General features: G+C 68.8%; 17 protein-coding genes. 6 read left to right on the forward strand and 11 right to left on the reverse strand.

The features are described 5' to 3' along the window. The first annotated feature begins 75 nt into the window (after positions 1-75). On the forward strand, positions 76-1,869 hold the full coding sequence (locus ABZ656_RS23750) for an FAD-dependent oxidoreductase (protein ID WP_360270308.1): 1,794 nt from the start codon (positions 76-78) through the stop codon (positions 1,867-1,869). A 172-nt stretch (positions 1,870-2,041) separates the two neighbouring features. Here the strand turns inward: ABZ656_RS23750 and ABZ656_RS23755 are convergent, their stop codons facing one another. Continuing rightward, positions 2,042-2,386 carry a MerR family transcriptional regulator gene (locus ABZ656_RS23755; protein WP_095850419.1) on the reverse strand — a complete coding sequence of 115 codons (345 nt, stop codon included), beginning with the start codon at positions 2,384-2,386 and terminating at the stop codon, positions 2,042-2,044. Positions 2,387-2,932: 546 nt separating this feature from the next. Here ABZ656_RS23755 and ABZ656_RS23760 point away from each other — a divergent pair. Further along, entirely contained in the window at positions 2,933-3,307 is a 375-nt protein-coding gene (locus ABZ656_RS23760) for a hypothetical protein (protein ID WP_101403038.1), read from the forward strand. Positions 3,308-3,432: 125 nt separating this feature from the next. Here the strand turns inward: ABZ656_RS23760 and ABZ656_RS23765 are convergent, their stop codons facing one another. The 4 genes from ABZ656_RS23765 to ABZ656_RS23780 all read right to left on the reverse strand — a co-directional run bounded on the left by ABZ656_RS23765 (position 3,433) and on the right by ABZ656_RS23780 (position 6,321). Next, positions 3,433-3,762, reverse strand: coding sequence for an SCO5918 family protein (locus ABZ656_RS23765; protein ID WP_101403037.1), 330 nt, complete (start codon positions 3,760-3,762; stop codon positions 3,433-3,435). 66 nt (positions 3,763-3,828) lie between these two features. Next, positions 3,829-4,149, reverse strand: a complete 321-nt coding sequence (locus ABZ656_RS23770) for a CBS domain-containing protein (RefSeq protein ID WP_101403036.1) — start codon at positions 4,147-4,149, stop codon at positions 3,829-3,831. A gap of 46 nt (positions 4,150-4,195) precedes the next feature. Continuing rightward, entirely contained in the window at positions 4,196-5,722 is a 1,527-nt protein-coding gene (locus ABZ656_RS23775) for a DEAD/DEAH box helicase (protein ID WP_360270311.1), read from the reverse strand. Between the two features lie 395 nt (positions 5,723-6,117). After that, a complete protein-coding gene (locus ABZ656_RS23780) occupies positions 6,118-6,321 on the reverse strand; it encodes a cold-shock protein (protein WP_030872951.1) in 204 nt (67 codons plus the stop codon). 304 nt (positions 6,322-6,625) lie between these two features. On the opposite strand from ABZ656_RS23780, the gene ABZ656_RS23785 reads away from it, so the two are divergent. Further along, positions 6,626-7,075 (forward strand): cupin domain-containing protein, encoded by a 450-nt coding sequence (locus ABZ656_RS23785; protein ID WP_360270314.1) that lies wholly within the window; start codon positions 6,626-6,628, stop codon positions 7,073-7,075. Positions 7,076-7,129: 54 nt separating this feature from the next. On the opposite strand, the gene ABZ656_RS23790 is transcribed toward ABZ656_RS23785, so the two are convergent. Beyond that, on the reverse strand, positions 7,130-7,969 hold the full coding sequence (locus ABZ656_RS23790) for an oxidoreductase (protein ID WP_360270316.1): 840 nt from the start codon (positions 7,967-7,969) through the stop codon (positions 7,130-7,132). A gap of 144 nt (positions 7,970-8,113) precedes the next feature. On the opposite strand from ABZ656_RS23790, the gene ABZ656_RS23795 reads away from it, so the two are divergent. The 3 genes from ABZ656_RS23795 to ABZ656_RS23805 all read left to right on the forward strand — a co-directional run bounded on the left by ABZ656_RS23795 (position 8,114) and on the right by ABZ656_RS23805 (position 9,555). Next, positions 8,114-8,755, forward strand: a complete 642-nt coding sequence (locus ABZ656_RS23795) for a TetR family transcriptional regulator (RefSeq protein ID WP_101403033.1) — start codon at positions 8,114-8,116, stop codon at positions 8,753-8,755. Positions 8,756-8,899: 144 nt separating this feature from the next. Then, positions 8,900-9,019: an Ada metal-binding domain-containing protein gene (locus ABZ656_RS23800; protein ID WP_101403032.1), complete on the forward strand. Its 120-nt coding sequence runs from the start codon at positions 8,900-8,902 to the stop codon at positions 9,017-9,019. Then, complete coding sequence (locus tag ABZ656_RS23805; RefSeq protein WP_360270319.1) at positions 9,016-9,555, forward strand: ABC transporter substrate-binding protein; 540 nt, start codon at positions 9,016-9,018, stop codon at positions 9,553-9,555. Before ABZ656_RS23800 ends, ABZ656_RS23805 begins: the two co-directional genes overlap by 4 nt. 208 nt (positions 9,556-9,763) lie before the next feature. Here the strand turns inward: ABZ656_RS23805 and ABZ656_RS23810 are convergent, their stop codons facing one another. The 5 genes from ABZ656_RS23810 to pflB form a co-directional block, all read right to left on the reverse strand. Then, positions 9,764-10,690 (reverse strand): DJ-1/PfpI family protein, encoded by a 927-nt coding sequence (locus tag ABZ656_RS23810; protein WP_360270321.1) that lies wholly within the window; start codon positions 10,688-10,690, stop codon positions 9,764-9,766. Further along, a complete protein-coding gene (locus ABZ656_RS23815; protein ID WP_101403029.1) occupies positions 10,687-11,238 on the reverse strand; it encodes an isochorismatase family protein in 552 nt (183 codons plus the stop codon). The genes ABZ656_RS23810 and ABZ656_RS23815 overlap by 4 nt, the downstream gene beginning before the upstream one ends. Positions 11,239-11,365: 127 nt before the next feature. After that, positions 11,366-11,563 (reverse strand): hypothetical protein, encoded by a 198-nt coding sequence (locus tag ABZ656_RS23820; protein WP_075030871.1) that lies wholly within the window; start codon positions 11,561-11,563, stop codon positions 11,366-11,368. A gap of 197 nt (positions 11,564-11,760) precedes the next feature. After that, on the reverse strand, positions 11,761-12,489 hold the full coding sequence (gene pflA / locus ABZ656_RS23825; protein ID WP_101403028.1) for a pyruvate formate-lyase-activating protein: 729 nt from the start codon (positions 12,487-12,489) through the stop codon (positions 11,761-11,763). Between the two features lie 5 nt (positions 12,490-12,494). After that, complete coding sequence (gene pflB / locus ABZ656_RS23830) at positions 12,495-14,753, reverse strand: formate C-acetyltransferase (RefSeq protein ID WP_101403027.1); 2,259 nt, start codon at positions 14,751-14,753, stop codon at positions 12,495-12,497. Positions 14,754-14,898: the final 145 nt, after the last annotated feature.

A 14,898-nucleotide genomic window follows, 5' to 3' on the forward strand; every position in this document is an offset into this window, starting at 1 on the left:
CGAACCAATCTTGGCGTGTGGCCTTCGGGCGTGCTGAAACCGCCCGGTCAACTACTGCCTACGGAGAGCTGAGCCATGACTCACACCCCGGACACCGACGTGATCATCTGCGGAACGGGAGCGGCCGGATTAACCCTCGCCATCGACCTCGCCCGCCGGAATGTCGGATTCCTGCTGATCGACAAGGCGGCGCATCCGTTCATCGGCTCCCGCGGCAAGGGCATTCAGCCCCGAAGCCAAGAGGTGTTCGAGGACCTCGGCGTGATCGACCGGATCGTCGCCTCCGGGGGTGAGTACCCCGTCCAGCGGTTCCACACCGCCGAGGGACCGGTCGACAAGGCCACCGTCGAGATGTCGGATCCGACGCCGGACGAGCCGTACCAGATTCCGCTGCTCGTCCCTCAGTTCCTCACCGAGCGCCGGCTGCGGGAACGGCTGACCGAGTTCGGCCACGCCCCGCACTACAGCCACGAACTCGTCGGCTTCGACCAGGATGCCGACGGCGTGACGGCACGGATCGCGACCCCTGACGGCGAGCGGACCGTGCGGGCCTCATACCTGATAGGCGCCGACGGCGGATCGAGCTTCGTCCGCAAGGCCCTCGGCATCGGCTTCCCCGGCAAGACCCTCGGCGTCCGGGCGGTCGTCGCGGACGTACTGGCCGATGGCGTCTCGTCGGACGCCTGGCACCGCTGGGGCGAGGACACGGCGGCGCAGGTGTCGATGTGCCCGCTCTACGGCACCGACATGTTCCAGCTCCAGGCCCCGATCCCCTTCGATGTCGACATCGACCTTTCGGCGGAGGGGCTCACCTCGTTCCTCGGCGAACGCACCGGCCGGAACGACGTCGTGATCCGTTCGGTGTCCTGGGCGTCCGCATTCGAGATGAACACCCGGCTGGCCGAAACCTACCAGCGCGAGCGGGTGTTCCTGACCGGGGACGCGGCACACTGCCATCCGCCGACCGGCGGACAGGGCCTCAACACGAGCGTCCAGGACGCCTACAACCTCGGCTGGAAACTCGCCGCCGTGCTCGACGGCGCTCCGGAATCGTTGCTGTCGACCTACGAGAAGGAGCGGCGGCCGATCGCCGAGGCCGTCCTCGGTCTCTCCGAGAGGCTGCTCGAAGCGGCCAAGAACCGAAACACCCACCGGGGCCGCGAGGTGAGTCAGCTCGATCTCGGCTACCTGGACTCACCCTTGTCGATGAGTGGTCCGGACCGCGACAACGGCGTCCGGGCCGGCGACCGCGCCCCCGACGCGCCCGTGACCGGCGCGGGCGGCCTCCCCACGCGCTTGTTCAGCCTGTTCCAGGGCCCCCACTGGACCCTGCTCGGCTACGACGTCGACGATGCACCGGCGCCGCGCCGTGGCCTGCACATCCACATCATCGGCGGTGGGGGCGACATCCTCGACACCGGCGGCCATGTCCACAGCGCATACGGGCTGTCGTCCGAGGAATGGGTGCTGGTCCGTCCGGACGGGTACGTCGCGGCCGTGGTCGGCACGGCCGACCTCGGCTCACTCGCCACCTACCTCGACGCCGTCGGCATCCGCCCCGTGACGGTGACGCAGCCGCACCACGTAGACACGAGCGCCGACATGCCCGCACCGAGCCCTTCGGCCGTCCCCCGCACCCGACGTGAGCACCGTCGGATCCGCAGCGCCGCCGAGCAGCGACTCGCCACCGCCCAACGCGAGCTCCATCAGCTCTCGCGCCAGGTCCAGCGCGACCTGCGCAGCGTCCGCAGGCAAGGGGAGACCACCGCGATCGTCGCCCGCTCGAACTTCGCCGAGCTCGCGGTCCAGAGCATCACCCGATTGGCGGCCAACCTCCGCACCGACCCCAGCGACCGGAACGGCCAGTAGCTCCTCGGCCGCCCCGGCGCCGACGAGGCGAATGCCCCATACGGGTGATCCTCCACACGGCGCGTCAACTCCGTTGCACTGCGCAGCCCACCACGGAGCACGGCCGTGGTCCCGTTGAGGGACCCACGGTTGGGCGTACGTGGTTGGGCATTCGTGACCGGGCCGTTCGCGCTCAGCCGGAACCGGAAGTGTCGGACACCTCGTTCGCGGCGCGACGGTACTCGGCGTTGATGCGCTGCGCTTCCTCGAGTTGGTCCTCGAGGATGACGATGCGGCAAGCGGCCTCGACGGGAGTCCCCCTGTCGACGAGCTCGCGGGCGCGAGCGGCGATCCGGAGTTGGTAGCGGGAGTACCTCCGGTGCCCACCCTCCGAGCGCAGCGGTGTGATCAGGCGGGCTTCGCCGATGGCCCGGAGGAAGCCGGGTGTCGTGCCGAGCATCTCGGCGGCCCGGCCCATCGTGTACGCGGGGTAGTCGTCGTCGTCCAGACGACCACTCAGTGGAGTATCTGCTGTCATTTCACCTCGTTGTGCAACGCGTCGAGGGGCCCCGATGCCGTACGGCACCAGGGCCCCGAAGGAAATTGAACACCATCTGTCGGCACTACCGCTCTGCCGACCTCTTGTTTCCGCTACCTGGCCCCAGTGCGGGGCGGGAATGCGGGGATCGCGGATGCGTGACCGGGGACCACCTTCCATTCCGGGGTCTTGCGGCACCCGACCTCGTGCTTGTCGGCCGGGCGATCCTGATGGCGTCGGCTCCTTCCGTTCCTCCGCTGGATCAACTCACTTGTCAGGCGGAGCGACCGTCCGTCTCGTCACCGTCCTACGGACAACTCGGCTTCGAGACTCCACAGTCACCCCGGCCTGCGAACTTCTGCACTACGAGAGAAACACTAATCATGCCACCGCCCAATGTCTACTCTGTCAAACATAGATTTTAGGTTGCCCAAGGCACGGATATTCTCTGTCGTGCGGGCCATATGAGCAGGTGGCAGTGGGGACGCGGCGATCGACTCGACCGACTCCAGCGCTCGGATCGCGCACCGAATAGAATCGGCTCTCATGTCGAACCCTGACGAGCTGCTCGTGGATCTCTGCGCCTTGGTGGAGTCCGAGCAGAGCAATCAGATGTCATTGACCGTGGTGGTCGGCGGTACCGTCATCACCGGGCGGCTGGCTCCCGAAGCCGTATGGAGGGAGCGCGTGTCGGAGGTCCTGAAGGACTCGGACCGCCTGGGCCCCTTCTCCGACGTCTTCTCCGCCGACCGGACAGTGGGCCGACCCGAACCCGGCCAGGCCCCCACACATCTACACTTCCACCTCGCCCGGATCCTGCAGGGCAACATCGGAATTCCCGAGACGGGCGGAATGTATCGCGTCGCGATCAAGGACGTCAGTGCCTGGACCGTGGGCGACTTCAGTTACTCCGACCAGTGAGGCACCGTACGCGGACCGCTCCGGCCGGCCGGGAGCCGTCGACCGGACGGTGACATGCGATGGGGCCCTGCCGACGCGCGTCGGCAGGGCCCCATCGCTGTCCTGGTGTCAGCTTCCGTCGGTTCTCACAGTCCCAGAGGCGTGGGGCTGCCGAGCATCGCCGACGCGGTCTGCAACGGCGTAAGGGTCCGCATGGCGGTCGCCGACTCACGGGTGGGCTCCTGAGTGCCTCGGCAGGTGAAGCCGAGGCGAGCCATGGCCCGGGTGACTTCCCCGCTGGTGAAGTCGCGGGGGTCCTGCCGGGTGATGACCACGCCCACCTGCTTGGCGGGGTAGTGGCGGCGGCCGATGAGAACGGACTCCCCCGTGATGGGCTCCGGCTTGACGCCCTTCATCGAGGCAAGTACCCCGCTCTTGGTGAGGTCGAAGGGGAACCGGGCGATGACGCAGCGCATGATGCCTCGCAGGGAAGGGAGAAGGGAGAGGGAGGAACGGGGCTGATGCCGATCGGGTGAGCCGGATCAGAGGGAGACGGTGCGGGCGAGGGCGCCAGGGCCGCGGCCATGCGGTCCGCCGGTGCCGAGGACGTCCCGTACACGGATCCGGTCCGTGTAGGCGGGGCTGTCACGGACCACGGCGAGTTGGGCCCGCGTGACCGAACCTGTGCAGTGTTCGTCCTGGTCGCAAAGGAGCAGGTACTCGACACGGGCACTGGCCATGAGGAACAGGGCCACCTCGACGGTGATGTCGTCACCGACTCGCGGTCCGGATGCGTCCAGGGCGTCGAACACGGTCGTGGGAGCGGGACCGACCAGGCGTTGCTGCGTCTGAACCAGTGTCAAAGGGGGCCTCCTGGATGGATGGGTGAGGTTTCCGATCACGAAGGTTCTAGGCCGCCGCAGTGGCTGCGGACGACCGCCGCGGCGTGCGGCGTGCCGCCTCGCCCGCGGATCGGCCCTGGCCGGTACGGCCGCGGCGGCCCCGGGACGGGGAAGAGGAGCCGCGCCGAGGACGTTCCACGACCGGCGCGGTGATGGTGACCGCGATCCCCGAGGGGGCCTGGGCGCCGGTGATGCGACTCAACTCGGCTTCACCCGAGCGCACTTGGGTGGTCTGGGGGGTGATCCCGGCGGCAGTCATCAGTCGGCTCATGTCGCGTCGCTGTTGAGGCGTCACCAGGGTGACGACGCTGCCGGACTCGCCGGCGCGGGCAGTACGGCCGCCCCGGTGCAGATAGTCCTTGGGGTCGCTGGGCGGGTCAACGTTCACGACCAGGTCGAGGTTGTCGACGTGGATCCCGCGCGCCGCGACATTGGTCGCCACGAGCACCGTCACATGCCCGGTCTTGAACTGGGCCAGGGTCCGTGTGCGCTGCGGCTGGGACTTGCCTCCGTGCAGGGCCGCGGCGCGGACGCCGCTGTTCAGCAGGTGTTCGGTCAGCCGGTCCACCGCGTGCTTGGTGTCCAGGAACATGATCACCCGGCCCTCGCGTGCCGCGATCTCGGTGGTCGTCCGCTGCTTGTCCGCGCCGTGCACGTGGAGTACGTGGTGCTCCATGGTGGTGACCGCACCCGCGGAAGGGTCGACGGAGTGGACCACGGGGTCGCTCAGGTAGCGGCGGACCAGGAGGTCGACGTTGCGGTCCAAGGTGGCCGAGAACAGCATCCGCTGCCCCTCGGGACTCACCTGGTCGAGCAGCGCGGTGACCTGGGGCATGAAGCCCATGTCGGCCATCTGGTCGGCCTCGTCGAGGACGGTGATGGCGACCTGGTCCAGACGGCATTCACCGCGGTCGATGAGGTCCTTGAGCCGGCCCGGCGTCGCTACGACGACCTCGGCCCCGCCGCGCAGCGCACTGGCCTGCCTGCCGATCGGCATCCCACCGACCACCGTGGCCAGACGCAGTCGCACGGAACGGGCGTACGGAGTGAGCGCGTCGGTGACCTGCTGGGCCAGCTCTCGGGTGGGTACGAGGACCAGGGCCAGCGGCAGCCGCGGCTCGGCGCGTCGACCGGCCGTACGGGCCAGCAGGGCGAGACCGAAGGCGAGGGTCTTGCCGGAGCCGGTGCGGCCACGGCCGAGTACGTCACGGCCCGCGACGGAGTTCGGCAGGGTCGCCGCCTGGATCGGGAACGGTACGGTCACACCTGCGCGGCCGAGCTCGGCCAGCAACGGCGTCGGCAGGGCGAGATCGGCGAACGCCTCGACGGCGGGCAACGCGGGCGTGATCGTCGTCGGCAGCGCGAACTCACCTTGCGGTGCGGCCTGTTGGCGTCCGTACCCCTTGGTACGGCTGGGGGCAGTGGAGCGGCTGGAGGACGCGGCTCCGAAGCGGCTGCCGCCCCTTTGGGAACCAGAGTTTCCGGTGCGGGTGCGGGTGCGGGCGAAGCGATCATTTGTGCGCGTGCGGTTCATGTGGAACCTTCCTTGATGTGGCACGTATCAAGGAATTCCCGCAGCGAATGAACAGCGCAGAGAATCGCAAGAACGAGCCGAAAGTAATGGGGAGCCGAATCGGTCGGATCGGTCAGATCGGTGGGATCAGTCGGATCAGTCGGATCGGCTGGGAATGGTCTCGGAATACGCCGCCGAAGAGAGCAGCGTGATCTCGACAGTGAGACCGGTCATTCCATGAGTGAGGCCTTGGCGGATTTGCATCCGGAGCGTTGGGGTGGAGCATCCCCGGGGAATTCGGAGGAGCTCGTGGGTGACATCACCACGGCCCTGAGGGAGCGACTGCGCCCCGGAAAGCGGCGAGCTGGGGCCCGCACCCCAAGGTGCGGGCCCCAGCTGCTAAGTACGTGTCAGCGTCAGGCGGGAACGATGTTCTCAGCCGTCGGGCCCTTCTGACCCTGCGCGATGTCGAAGGTCACCTTCTGGCCCTCCGACAGCTCGCGGAAGCCCTGGGCGGCGATGTTCGAGTAGTGGGCGAAGACGTCCGCGCCGCCGCCGTCCTGCTCGATGAAGCCGAAGCCCTTTTCCGCGTTGAACCACTTCACGGTACCGGCTGCCATGTAAAATCTCCTTCGGGACGGTGTTCGGAGTTTCGCACTGTGCGCACTCCGCGTCGCCGTGATGATTACCCCGCCGGAAAAATCACCGGAGCCGAAAAGAGCGCCACCGGCAGATGAAACCGGTGAGGGCACTTGCAAGATTTCGGGAACCACAACTGCAACTGGGATCTACAGTAGCACGTTGCGATCGATCACGTGCGGTAAATAACCGCGCTCCGCCTGTCGATACAGTAAACCTCGTTGTGCCTTCCGCCATTTTCTCACTTCACGGGCACAGATATTGGCTCGCCCCGAGGGGTGACGGATGACGCGGCCGGGGCTGCGGCTCCATCGAACGGTTCCTGCCGGAGCGCGACTGCCGCCCACGGCAGAAAAACCGGTGGGGCGGGACGACGTTCGGTTGATGGAGGAGCTGACACCGCTGACGCAGTACCCGGGTCGGGTGCAGGTGTTCAAGCAGGTACTGGCTCCCCGCGAGCCGGCGTTGGTGACCCATGACGGCTACGAGTGGCTCTACGTCCTCGCGGGCGAACTTCGCCTCATCCTCGGACAGCGGGACTGCACACTCCACCCGGGTGAAGTGGCCGAGTTCGACACCCGAGAACCGCACTGGTTCGGTCCGGCGAACAACAGCGGCGTCGAAATCCTGCACCTGTTCGGACCGCGAGGCGATCAAGCCGTGGTCCGCGCGAAACCGTCCGTATCCGATCCCGACCGAGCGAACGCCACAACCCCGCCGTCAACAACGTCATGAGTCGAGGCGCCGCGGGGGCGGATCCGGTGGACGCGCTCCGCCCCGTCACCTCCGTCATTCGCCTGCGGGAAAGTCCGCCGAGCGGCTGACGTCGGCCCATCGCTCGGCTTCGGCTGCACGCGTACGGGAGGCGGCGGCCGCCATCTCGACGGCTCCGGCGCCGAGCAGCAGGCGCAGCGGCGGCTCGTCGAGCCCGACGAGGTCGGTGATGATCCTGGCTGCCCGGGCCGGATCTCCGGGCCAGGTCGCGGCGGTCTGTTCGCGGTAGCGGTTCATCGCGCCAACGGTCCCTTCGTAGGCGGGTCTTACGGGCAGGGCGGTCATGGACGAGCCGCCCCAGTCGGTGCGGAAGCCACCGGGCTCGATGATGGTGACCTTGATACCGAGGGGCCCGACCTCGGCGTTGAGGACTTCGGAGAAGCCTTCGACGGCGAACTTCGCGGTCTGATAGGCGCTCAGGCCCGGTGATCCGCCCACGCGTCCGCCGATGGAGGAGAACTGGAGGAAGTGGCCGGAACCCTGTCGGCGCAGTACGGGCAGGGCAGCCTTGGTGACGTTGACGACGCCGAACAGGTTCGTCTCGATCTGGGCCCGGAAGTCCTCGTCCGGCATGTCCTCGATGGCGGCACTGTTGGCGTACCCGGCGTTGTTCACGACGACGTCGAGCCTGCCGAAGGCGTCAAGGGCGAGTTGCACGGCGGCGCGGGCGGCCGCCGGGTCGGTGACGTCGAGGGCGACGGCGCAGACTCGGTCGCCGTAGCGCTCGACGAGGTCCTTGAGCTGCTCAGGGCGGCGGGCCGTGGCCACGACACGGTGGCCGTTGTCGAGGACGTGGCGGGCGAGTGCCCTGCCGAAGCCGCGGGAGCTGCCGGTGATGAGCCAGGTCTTGGTCATGAGGTGTCTTCGCTTCCGGGAGGACGGTGGCTGGGGAAGGCCGGGAACCGCAGGGCGGGACCCTGCTAACTAAACAGTCATTTATATAGTGCGACCGCTCGTGGGGCGTGTCAAATAAACAGTTGGTTGCACTACTCTGGAGGCATGCGCCAGCACCAGCCCCCCGCCCGCCCCCGGGACTCCGAGGCTTCCAAGGCCCGCCTGCTCAAAGCCGCGACGGACGAGTTCGCGGCCCGCGGTATCGCCGGTGCCCGAGTGGATCGCATAGGCGCTGCGGCAGAGGTGAACAAGGCCCTCATCTACACGTACTTCGGCAACAAGGAGCAGTTGTTCGACGCCGTCATGGATGCGCATGTCGCCCGCGTCCTCGACGAGGTCCCGTTCACGCCCGAGGACCTGCCGGGCTACGCGGGCCGCCTGTTCGACTTCCTCCTCGCCAACCCGCACCAGCTCCGGCTGGCCACCTGGCACCGCCTCGAACGTTCGGGCACGGACCGCGAGCCTCAAGGGCTGGAAGCCTCCATGCGGCAGAAGACCGCTGCGATCACCCAGTCGCAGACCGACGGCCTGCTGACCACGGCCTTCTCCCCCGAAGACCTGCTCGTCTTCACCCTCGCCCTCGCCAACGCATGGATGCCCACCAGCCCCATGGCCACCAACGACCAGGCTGCCGAGCAGACCCGACAGCACCGCGACGCGGTCGTCGAGGCCGTCCGACGCCTCGTCGCGGGAACGTCGGCAACCCAGCCTCTTCAGGAACTGGGCACCGCCGTCTCCACAACGTGACGTCCGAATCCCGCCGGGCAAGGCGATCCACAAGGCGCAAGGTTGGGGGTGCGACACCACTTGTGACTTTGGACAGGGAGGGATCGAGGTCGATGACGCGCCCCGCCGCGCACCGCACGTACGCACTGCTCGGTCCGGACGGGCGTGTTCTTTCCGGACGAGGCCACCGCGATCGCGGCCGGATACCGGCCCTGCGCGGTCTGCCTGCCAGACGAGTACGCCCGCTGGAAAACGACCCGAGAAAGCAGTAGCGCGTCGTCATGAGCATCCTCTCCGAGCGGGAGCGGTCCCGCTCACCCCTGATCGGTGCCGCCGAGCTGGCCGAGTTCAACGACCTGCCCGCACCCACGCCGCACACTGACGCCGAACTCGCCGCCCTCATAGGCCTGTTGACCGTTCCGAAGTCACGGATCGAGACCGTGGCCATCGGTCACAGCCGCGACGCGAATTCCCTGGCGGCTGCCGAAGCCTTCGCCGCCGCGTGGGAGGCGCGTGGCGGAAAGGTCCTCGCGTCGGTGGACTGGCCGGAGACCGCCGCATCCTGGTTGCGCCCCGCCAGAAGGCTGACTGCCGAAGCACCCGACGCCTGGGTCATGGCCGGGGCCCCGCTCGGCTTCGCCCAACTCGCCCGCCGTCTGCGCCACTCCACCGACTGGGACCCGGCGCGCACCTTCGCCTTCGCCTCTCTGCGGGACTCCCGTCTCCCCGCGCTCGCAGGCCCGGACACCCTGCACGGCCTGCGCGCGGCGACCGCCGACGGCGGCGCCTGGCATGTCCGCCACCGCTGGGTCATGTCCTAGGTCCTGTCGTCAAATTCCCGTCGTCCGCCCGGAGGGCGGGCCCTGCGGCGTCAGGTGCGTGCTCTCGGCGTGCCGGGCACAGGCCCTCGTACTGGACGTACTCGGGTCTGTGCCTGGTGCGGTGAGAGTGCGTGCATGGCGTCGCGGGGCGGACGGGAATTTGACGACAGGGCCTAGGCCATGAGAGGCCGTGTCGAGCCGGAAAGGCTCACCCCGTCGTCTCGGAAGGGGCCCGGGAACGCAGACGGCGGAGCATCCGAACGTCCTGGAAGCCCACCTCGCGGGCCGCGGCTTCCACCGTTGTGCCGTGGCCGATCAGGTGCTCAGCGCGTTCCAGTCTCAGGGTCTGCTGGTAGCGCAGCGGGGTCAGGCCGCCGGTGGCGCGGTGGAACATCCGGGTCAGCGTGCGTTCGCTGACGCCGACGCTGGCGGCCACGTGGGCCAGCGGCAGTGGTTCGGCGAATCGCGCGTCGATGAGGTCCTGAGCACGGTGGACGGTGTCATCGAGGTGCGAGCGGTGCCGGAGCATGGCGCTGGCCTGCGGCTCGTGACCGTTGCGGCGGGCGTAGACCACCATGTCCCGCGCCACCTGGGCGGCGAGTGCGGGACCGTGGCGGACGGCCAGCAGGTGCAGAGCCAGGTCGATGCCACTGGCGATGCCGGCCGACGTCACCACCCGGTCGTCGGTGGTGAACAGCACATCCCGCACCACGATCGCCCGGGGATGGCGGGCCGCCAGCTCGTCCTGGAGGTGGTGGTGCGTGGTGCACCGGCGCCCGTCCAGCAGCCCGGCACGGCCCAGGGCCTCGGCCCCGGCGCACACGCTGGCGACAACGCCCCCGGCGGTGTGGTGGGCGCGCAGTCGCTCCAGCACGGACCGGCTCAGCTCCGGCCCGGCGCGCAGTGTGGACGCCCTCCACCCCGGCACCACCACCAGGTCGTCGGCGCCCAGCTCCGGCCACTGGGTGCGGGCGGCCAGCGGCAGGCCCTGGGCGCTGCACACCTGCTCCTGGTCGGCGACGTAGCTCAGCCGGTAGGGCTGTCCGAAGTCCCCCGCCATGCTGAAGACCTGGGCCGGTCCGGCGAGGTCGAGCAGGTGGACGCCGGGTACGAGGACGAAGACGACATGGCTCACGCCTCGGATGCTCCCAGCTCCGCCTCCCGCTCGGCCACCGTGGAGATCCGGGCGAACCGGTCGCGCAGGACGGCCTCCGTGCGCTCGATGATCGCGTCGGCGCTGAGCTCGCCGATCGGATTGGTGGTGGTGGCGTCGGTGACCAAGACCATCCGGTATCCGAGGTCGCTTCCCACCCGGGTGGTGGTTTCCACGCACTGCTCGGTACGGATGCCGCAGACCGTCAGCTCGCGCACGCCCGCCTCGGTGAGCAGTTGTTGCAGGTTGGTGGTGGTGAAGGCGTTGTGAGAGGTCTTGTGCAGGACCGGCTCACCGGACTGCGGCTGCTCCAGTTCGTCCAGCAGGCGGACATGCCCCTGGGCCGGGTCGAAGACGCCGCCGCTGCCGGGCTCGGTGTGGAGGACCCAGACGACCAGGTCGCCGTTGGCGCGGGCGAGTCGCACCAGACGGTTGACCGGCTCCGCGATCTTCGGATTGGCGATCTCCTCCCACAGCGGGCGGGCTCGGAAGGATTCCTGGACATCGATCACGATCAGCGCTCGGTTCATGTCTCCCATTCTGGCCTGGGCAGATGCCGGATCCGCAGGCCTGATCCAGGCCGGCACCGGAACGATCCGGTCACGGCCTGACATCCATGGCCGTGCATCGCGCCCCCGTCCGCCGGAGCTCAAGCCCTCAGTGTCCGACCGGCACACGACGGTCCTCGGGCGCCGGGCGGGGCAGCGCCTGGGCGGGGGGTTTGGGTGTACGACGGCGGAGCAACCGGACGGCAAGCGCGTCCAGTGCCGCCGTGGCGATGAACGTCACTCCCATCGCCGCCACCAGCAGTACGGAGAACAGCCTCCAGAACTCCGGCGTGAGACTCGTACCCACTGCCCTCACTCCCTTCGAGTCGTCGTCATTTCCTTCACTTTCAGTCAACTCCGTCACAGGCTTGGGCACATGAGCCGAGCGGCTCGACCTCAGGTCTGGTGGGTCCCTTGCGTGCCCCGGCCGAGGCGTTGCCACCAGGAACGTCGGCCCGTGTACGAGGCCAGTGGTCCGCGCGGCCTTCGACCCGGGTGCGCGGTTCAGTACGCGACGAGCCCGCACTCCCTGAACTGCTCTCGCACGCGCTCGGTCAGCCCCGGTTCGGGAACCGGGGTGTCGCGCAGCGGGAAGGGGATACCCAGGGCTCCGTACTTCGAGGCGCCCAGCTTGTGGAAGGGCAGGACGTCCACCCGCTCGACGTTGCCGAGGCCCGCGACGAAGCGGGCGAGCCCGGCGACGGCCTCCGGGGCATCGGTCCAGCCGGGGACGAGGACATAGCGGATCCACGTGGGGATGCCGAGGCGGTCCAGGCGGGTGGCGAAGTTGAGCGTGGGCGCCAGTTCTCCGCCGGTCAGTCTGCGGTACGTACGGATGTCGAAGGACTTGATGTCCAGGAGCACCAGGTCGGTGTCGGCGAGGAGTTGGTCGGTGGCCCGGGCGCCGAGGAAGCCGGAGGTGTCGAGGGCGGTGTGCAGGCCGGCCTCCTTGCAGCGGCGCAGGATTTCGGCGGTGAAGGCGGGCTGCAGCAGCGGTTCACCGCCCGTGACGGTCACCCCTCCCCCGGCCGTGGTGACGAAGGCCCGGCACTTCTCGATCTCGGCCATCACCGCCTCGACCGTGACCTCCTTCCCGTCCCTCATGTGCCAGGTGTCGGGGTTGGCGCAGTAGAGGCAGCGGAGGGGGCAGCCGCTGACGAAGAGGACGAACCGGGTCCCGGGGCCGTCCACGCCGGTGGACAGGTCCCAGGAGTGGATCCGGCCGGTCGCCATGGTCCTCACAGCGATCCGTGGAAGGTGCGGCTGATCACGTCGAGCTGCTGCTCACGGGTCAGACGGACGAAGTTGACGGCGTAGCCGGAGACACGGATGGTCAGCTCCGGGTACTTGTCGGGGTGTTCCATCGCGTCCTCCAGCGTCGCCCGGTCCAGGACGTTGACGTTCATGTGGAAGCCGCCGGAGGCCGTGTACGCGTCGAGGATGCCGACCAGGTTCCCGACTCGCTCGCCGGGCGCGTGCCCCAGCCCCTCCGGGGTGATCGTCGTCGTCAGGGAGATGCCGTCGCGGGCCTGCTCGTAAGGCAGTTTGGCGACGGAAAGGGCGGAGGCCGCCACACCGTGCCGGTCACGCCCGTTCATGGGGTTGGCCCCGGGTGCGAAGGGCTGTCCGGCGCGCCGGCCGTCGGGGGTGTTGCCGGTGTGCTTGCCGTAGACGACGTTCGAGGTGATCGTCAGTACGGACTGGGTGTGCTCGGCCTCCCGGTAGGTCGGGTGCCGGCGCACCTTCGCCATGAAGGACTCGACAAGGCCGACCGCGAGGGCATCGACACGGTCGTCGTTGTTCCCGTACGCCGGCCAGTCGCCCTCGGTCTCGAAGTCGACGGCCAGCCCGGTGACGTCCCGGATCACCTTCACCCGGGCGTGCCTGACGGCGGACAAGCTGTCGGCGGCGACCGACAGACCCGCGATGCCACAGGCCATGAAGCGGTGGACCGGGTGGTCGTGCAGCGCCATCTCGACGCGCTCGTAGGCGTACTTGTCGTGCATGTAGTGGATGACGTTGAGCGTGTTGACGTAGGTCGCGGCGAGCCAGTCCAGCATGCGGTCGTACGCCGTCGACAACTCCTCGTACTCCAGGTACTCCCCGGTCAGCGCGGGCGTCTCGGGGGCGATCTGCTCGCCGGTCAGCTCGTCCCGGCCGCCGTTGATCGCGTACAGCAGGGCCTTGGCGAGGTTGACCCGTGCCCCGAAGAACTGCATCTGGCGGCCGACCGCCATCGCGGACACACAGCAGGCGATCGCGGTGTCGTCCCCGGTGCGCGGACGCGTCAGCTCGTCGGACTCGTACTGGACGGCGCTGGTGTCGATGGACACTTTGGCGCAGAACTCCTTGAAGCCCGTGGGCAGCCGGGGCGACCAGAGCACGGTCAGGTTGGGTTCGGGGGCCGGGCCGAGGTTGTACAGGGTCTGCAGGAAGCGGAAGGAGGTGCGGGTGACCAGCGGCCTGCCGTCCGTGCCGATGCCGCCGAGGGACTCCGTCACCCAGGTCGGGTCGCCGGAGAACAGGGCGTCGTACTCGGGGGTGCGCAGGAACCGTACGATCCGCAGCTTGATCACGAAGTCGTCGACCAGCTCCTGGGCGCGGGTCTCGTCGAGGATCCCCTCCGCCAGGTCCCGTTGCAGGTACACGTCGAGGAAGGTGGAGGTGCGGCCGAGCGACATCGCGGCGCCGTTCTGTTCCTTCACGGCGGCGAGGTAGCCGAGGTAGAGCCACTGCACGGCCTCGTGGGCGGTGGTGGCGGGGCGGGAGACGTCGCAGCCGTACGTGGCCGCCATCCGCGTCAGTTCGTCCAACGCCCTGATCTGCTCGGCGAGTTCCTCACGATCGCGGATGACGTGCTCGGTCGAGGGCTCGGCGTCCAGCAGGGCGCGTTCGGCGCGCTTGGCCGCGGTCAGCCGGGTGGTGCCGTACAGCGCCACGCGCCGGTAGTCGCCGATGATCCGGCCGCGGCCGTAGGCGTCGGGCAGTCCGGTGATGATCCCGGCCTTGCGGGCGGCGCGCATCTCGGGGGTGTAGGCGTCGAAGACACCGTCGTTGTGGGTCTTGCGGTAGGTGCCGAAGACGCGGGTGACGAAGGGGTCGGGCTCGTAGCCGTACGCCTTCAGGCTGTTCTCGACCATCCGCAGGCCGCCGTTCGGCATGATCGCGCGCTTCAGCGGGGCGTCGGTCTGCAGGCCGACGATCAGCTCCCGCTCGCGGTCGATGTACCCGGGTGCGTGCGAGGTGATCGTCGAGGGGGTCGCCGGGTCGACGTCGAGGATGCCCCGGCGCCGCTCCTCCGGGAAGAGGGCGCTGACCTTGTCCCACACGGTGCGGGTGCGGTCCGTCGGTCCGGTCAGGAAGGCCGCGTCGCCCTCGTACGGCGTGTAGTTGGCCTGGATGAAGTCGCGTACGTCGACGTGCTCGCACCATCGCGTCCCGGCGAAGCCGCGCCAGGCCTCGGGGGCGCGCGTCCCGGCTGTCACTGTCGCTGTCATCGCCGCTTCTCTCCCTTGCTCCGCACTGGAATGTCTCCCTTTCGATACTCGTGCGACGCGATGGCCGCCGGGAGGGCCGGGCAGGGCCCGTGTCCTGGCCTTCCGGCCTTCGGCGAGGGCCGTTCGGCCCTCTGGTCACGGGCGT

The organism is Streptomyces sp. NPDC007095 (assembly GCF_040634475.1).
In the GTDB taxonomy this organism is placed as follows: Bacteria; Actinomycetota; Actinomycetes; order Streptomycetales; family Streptomycetaceae; genus Streptomyces.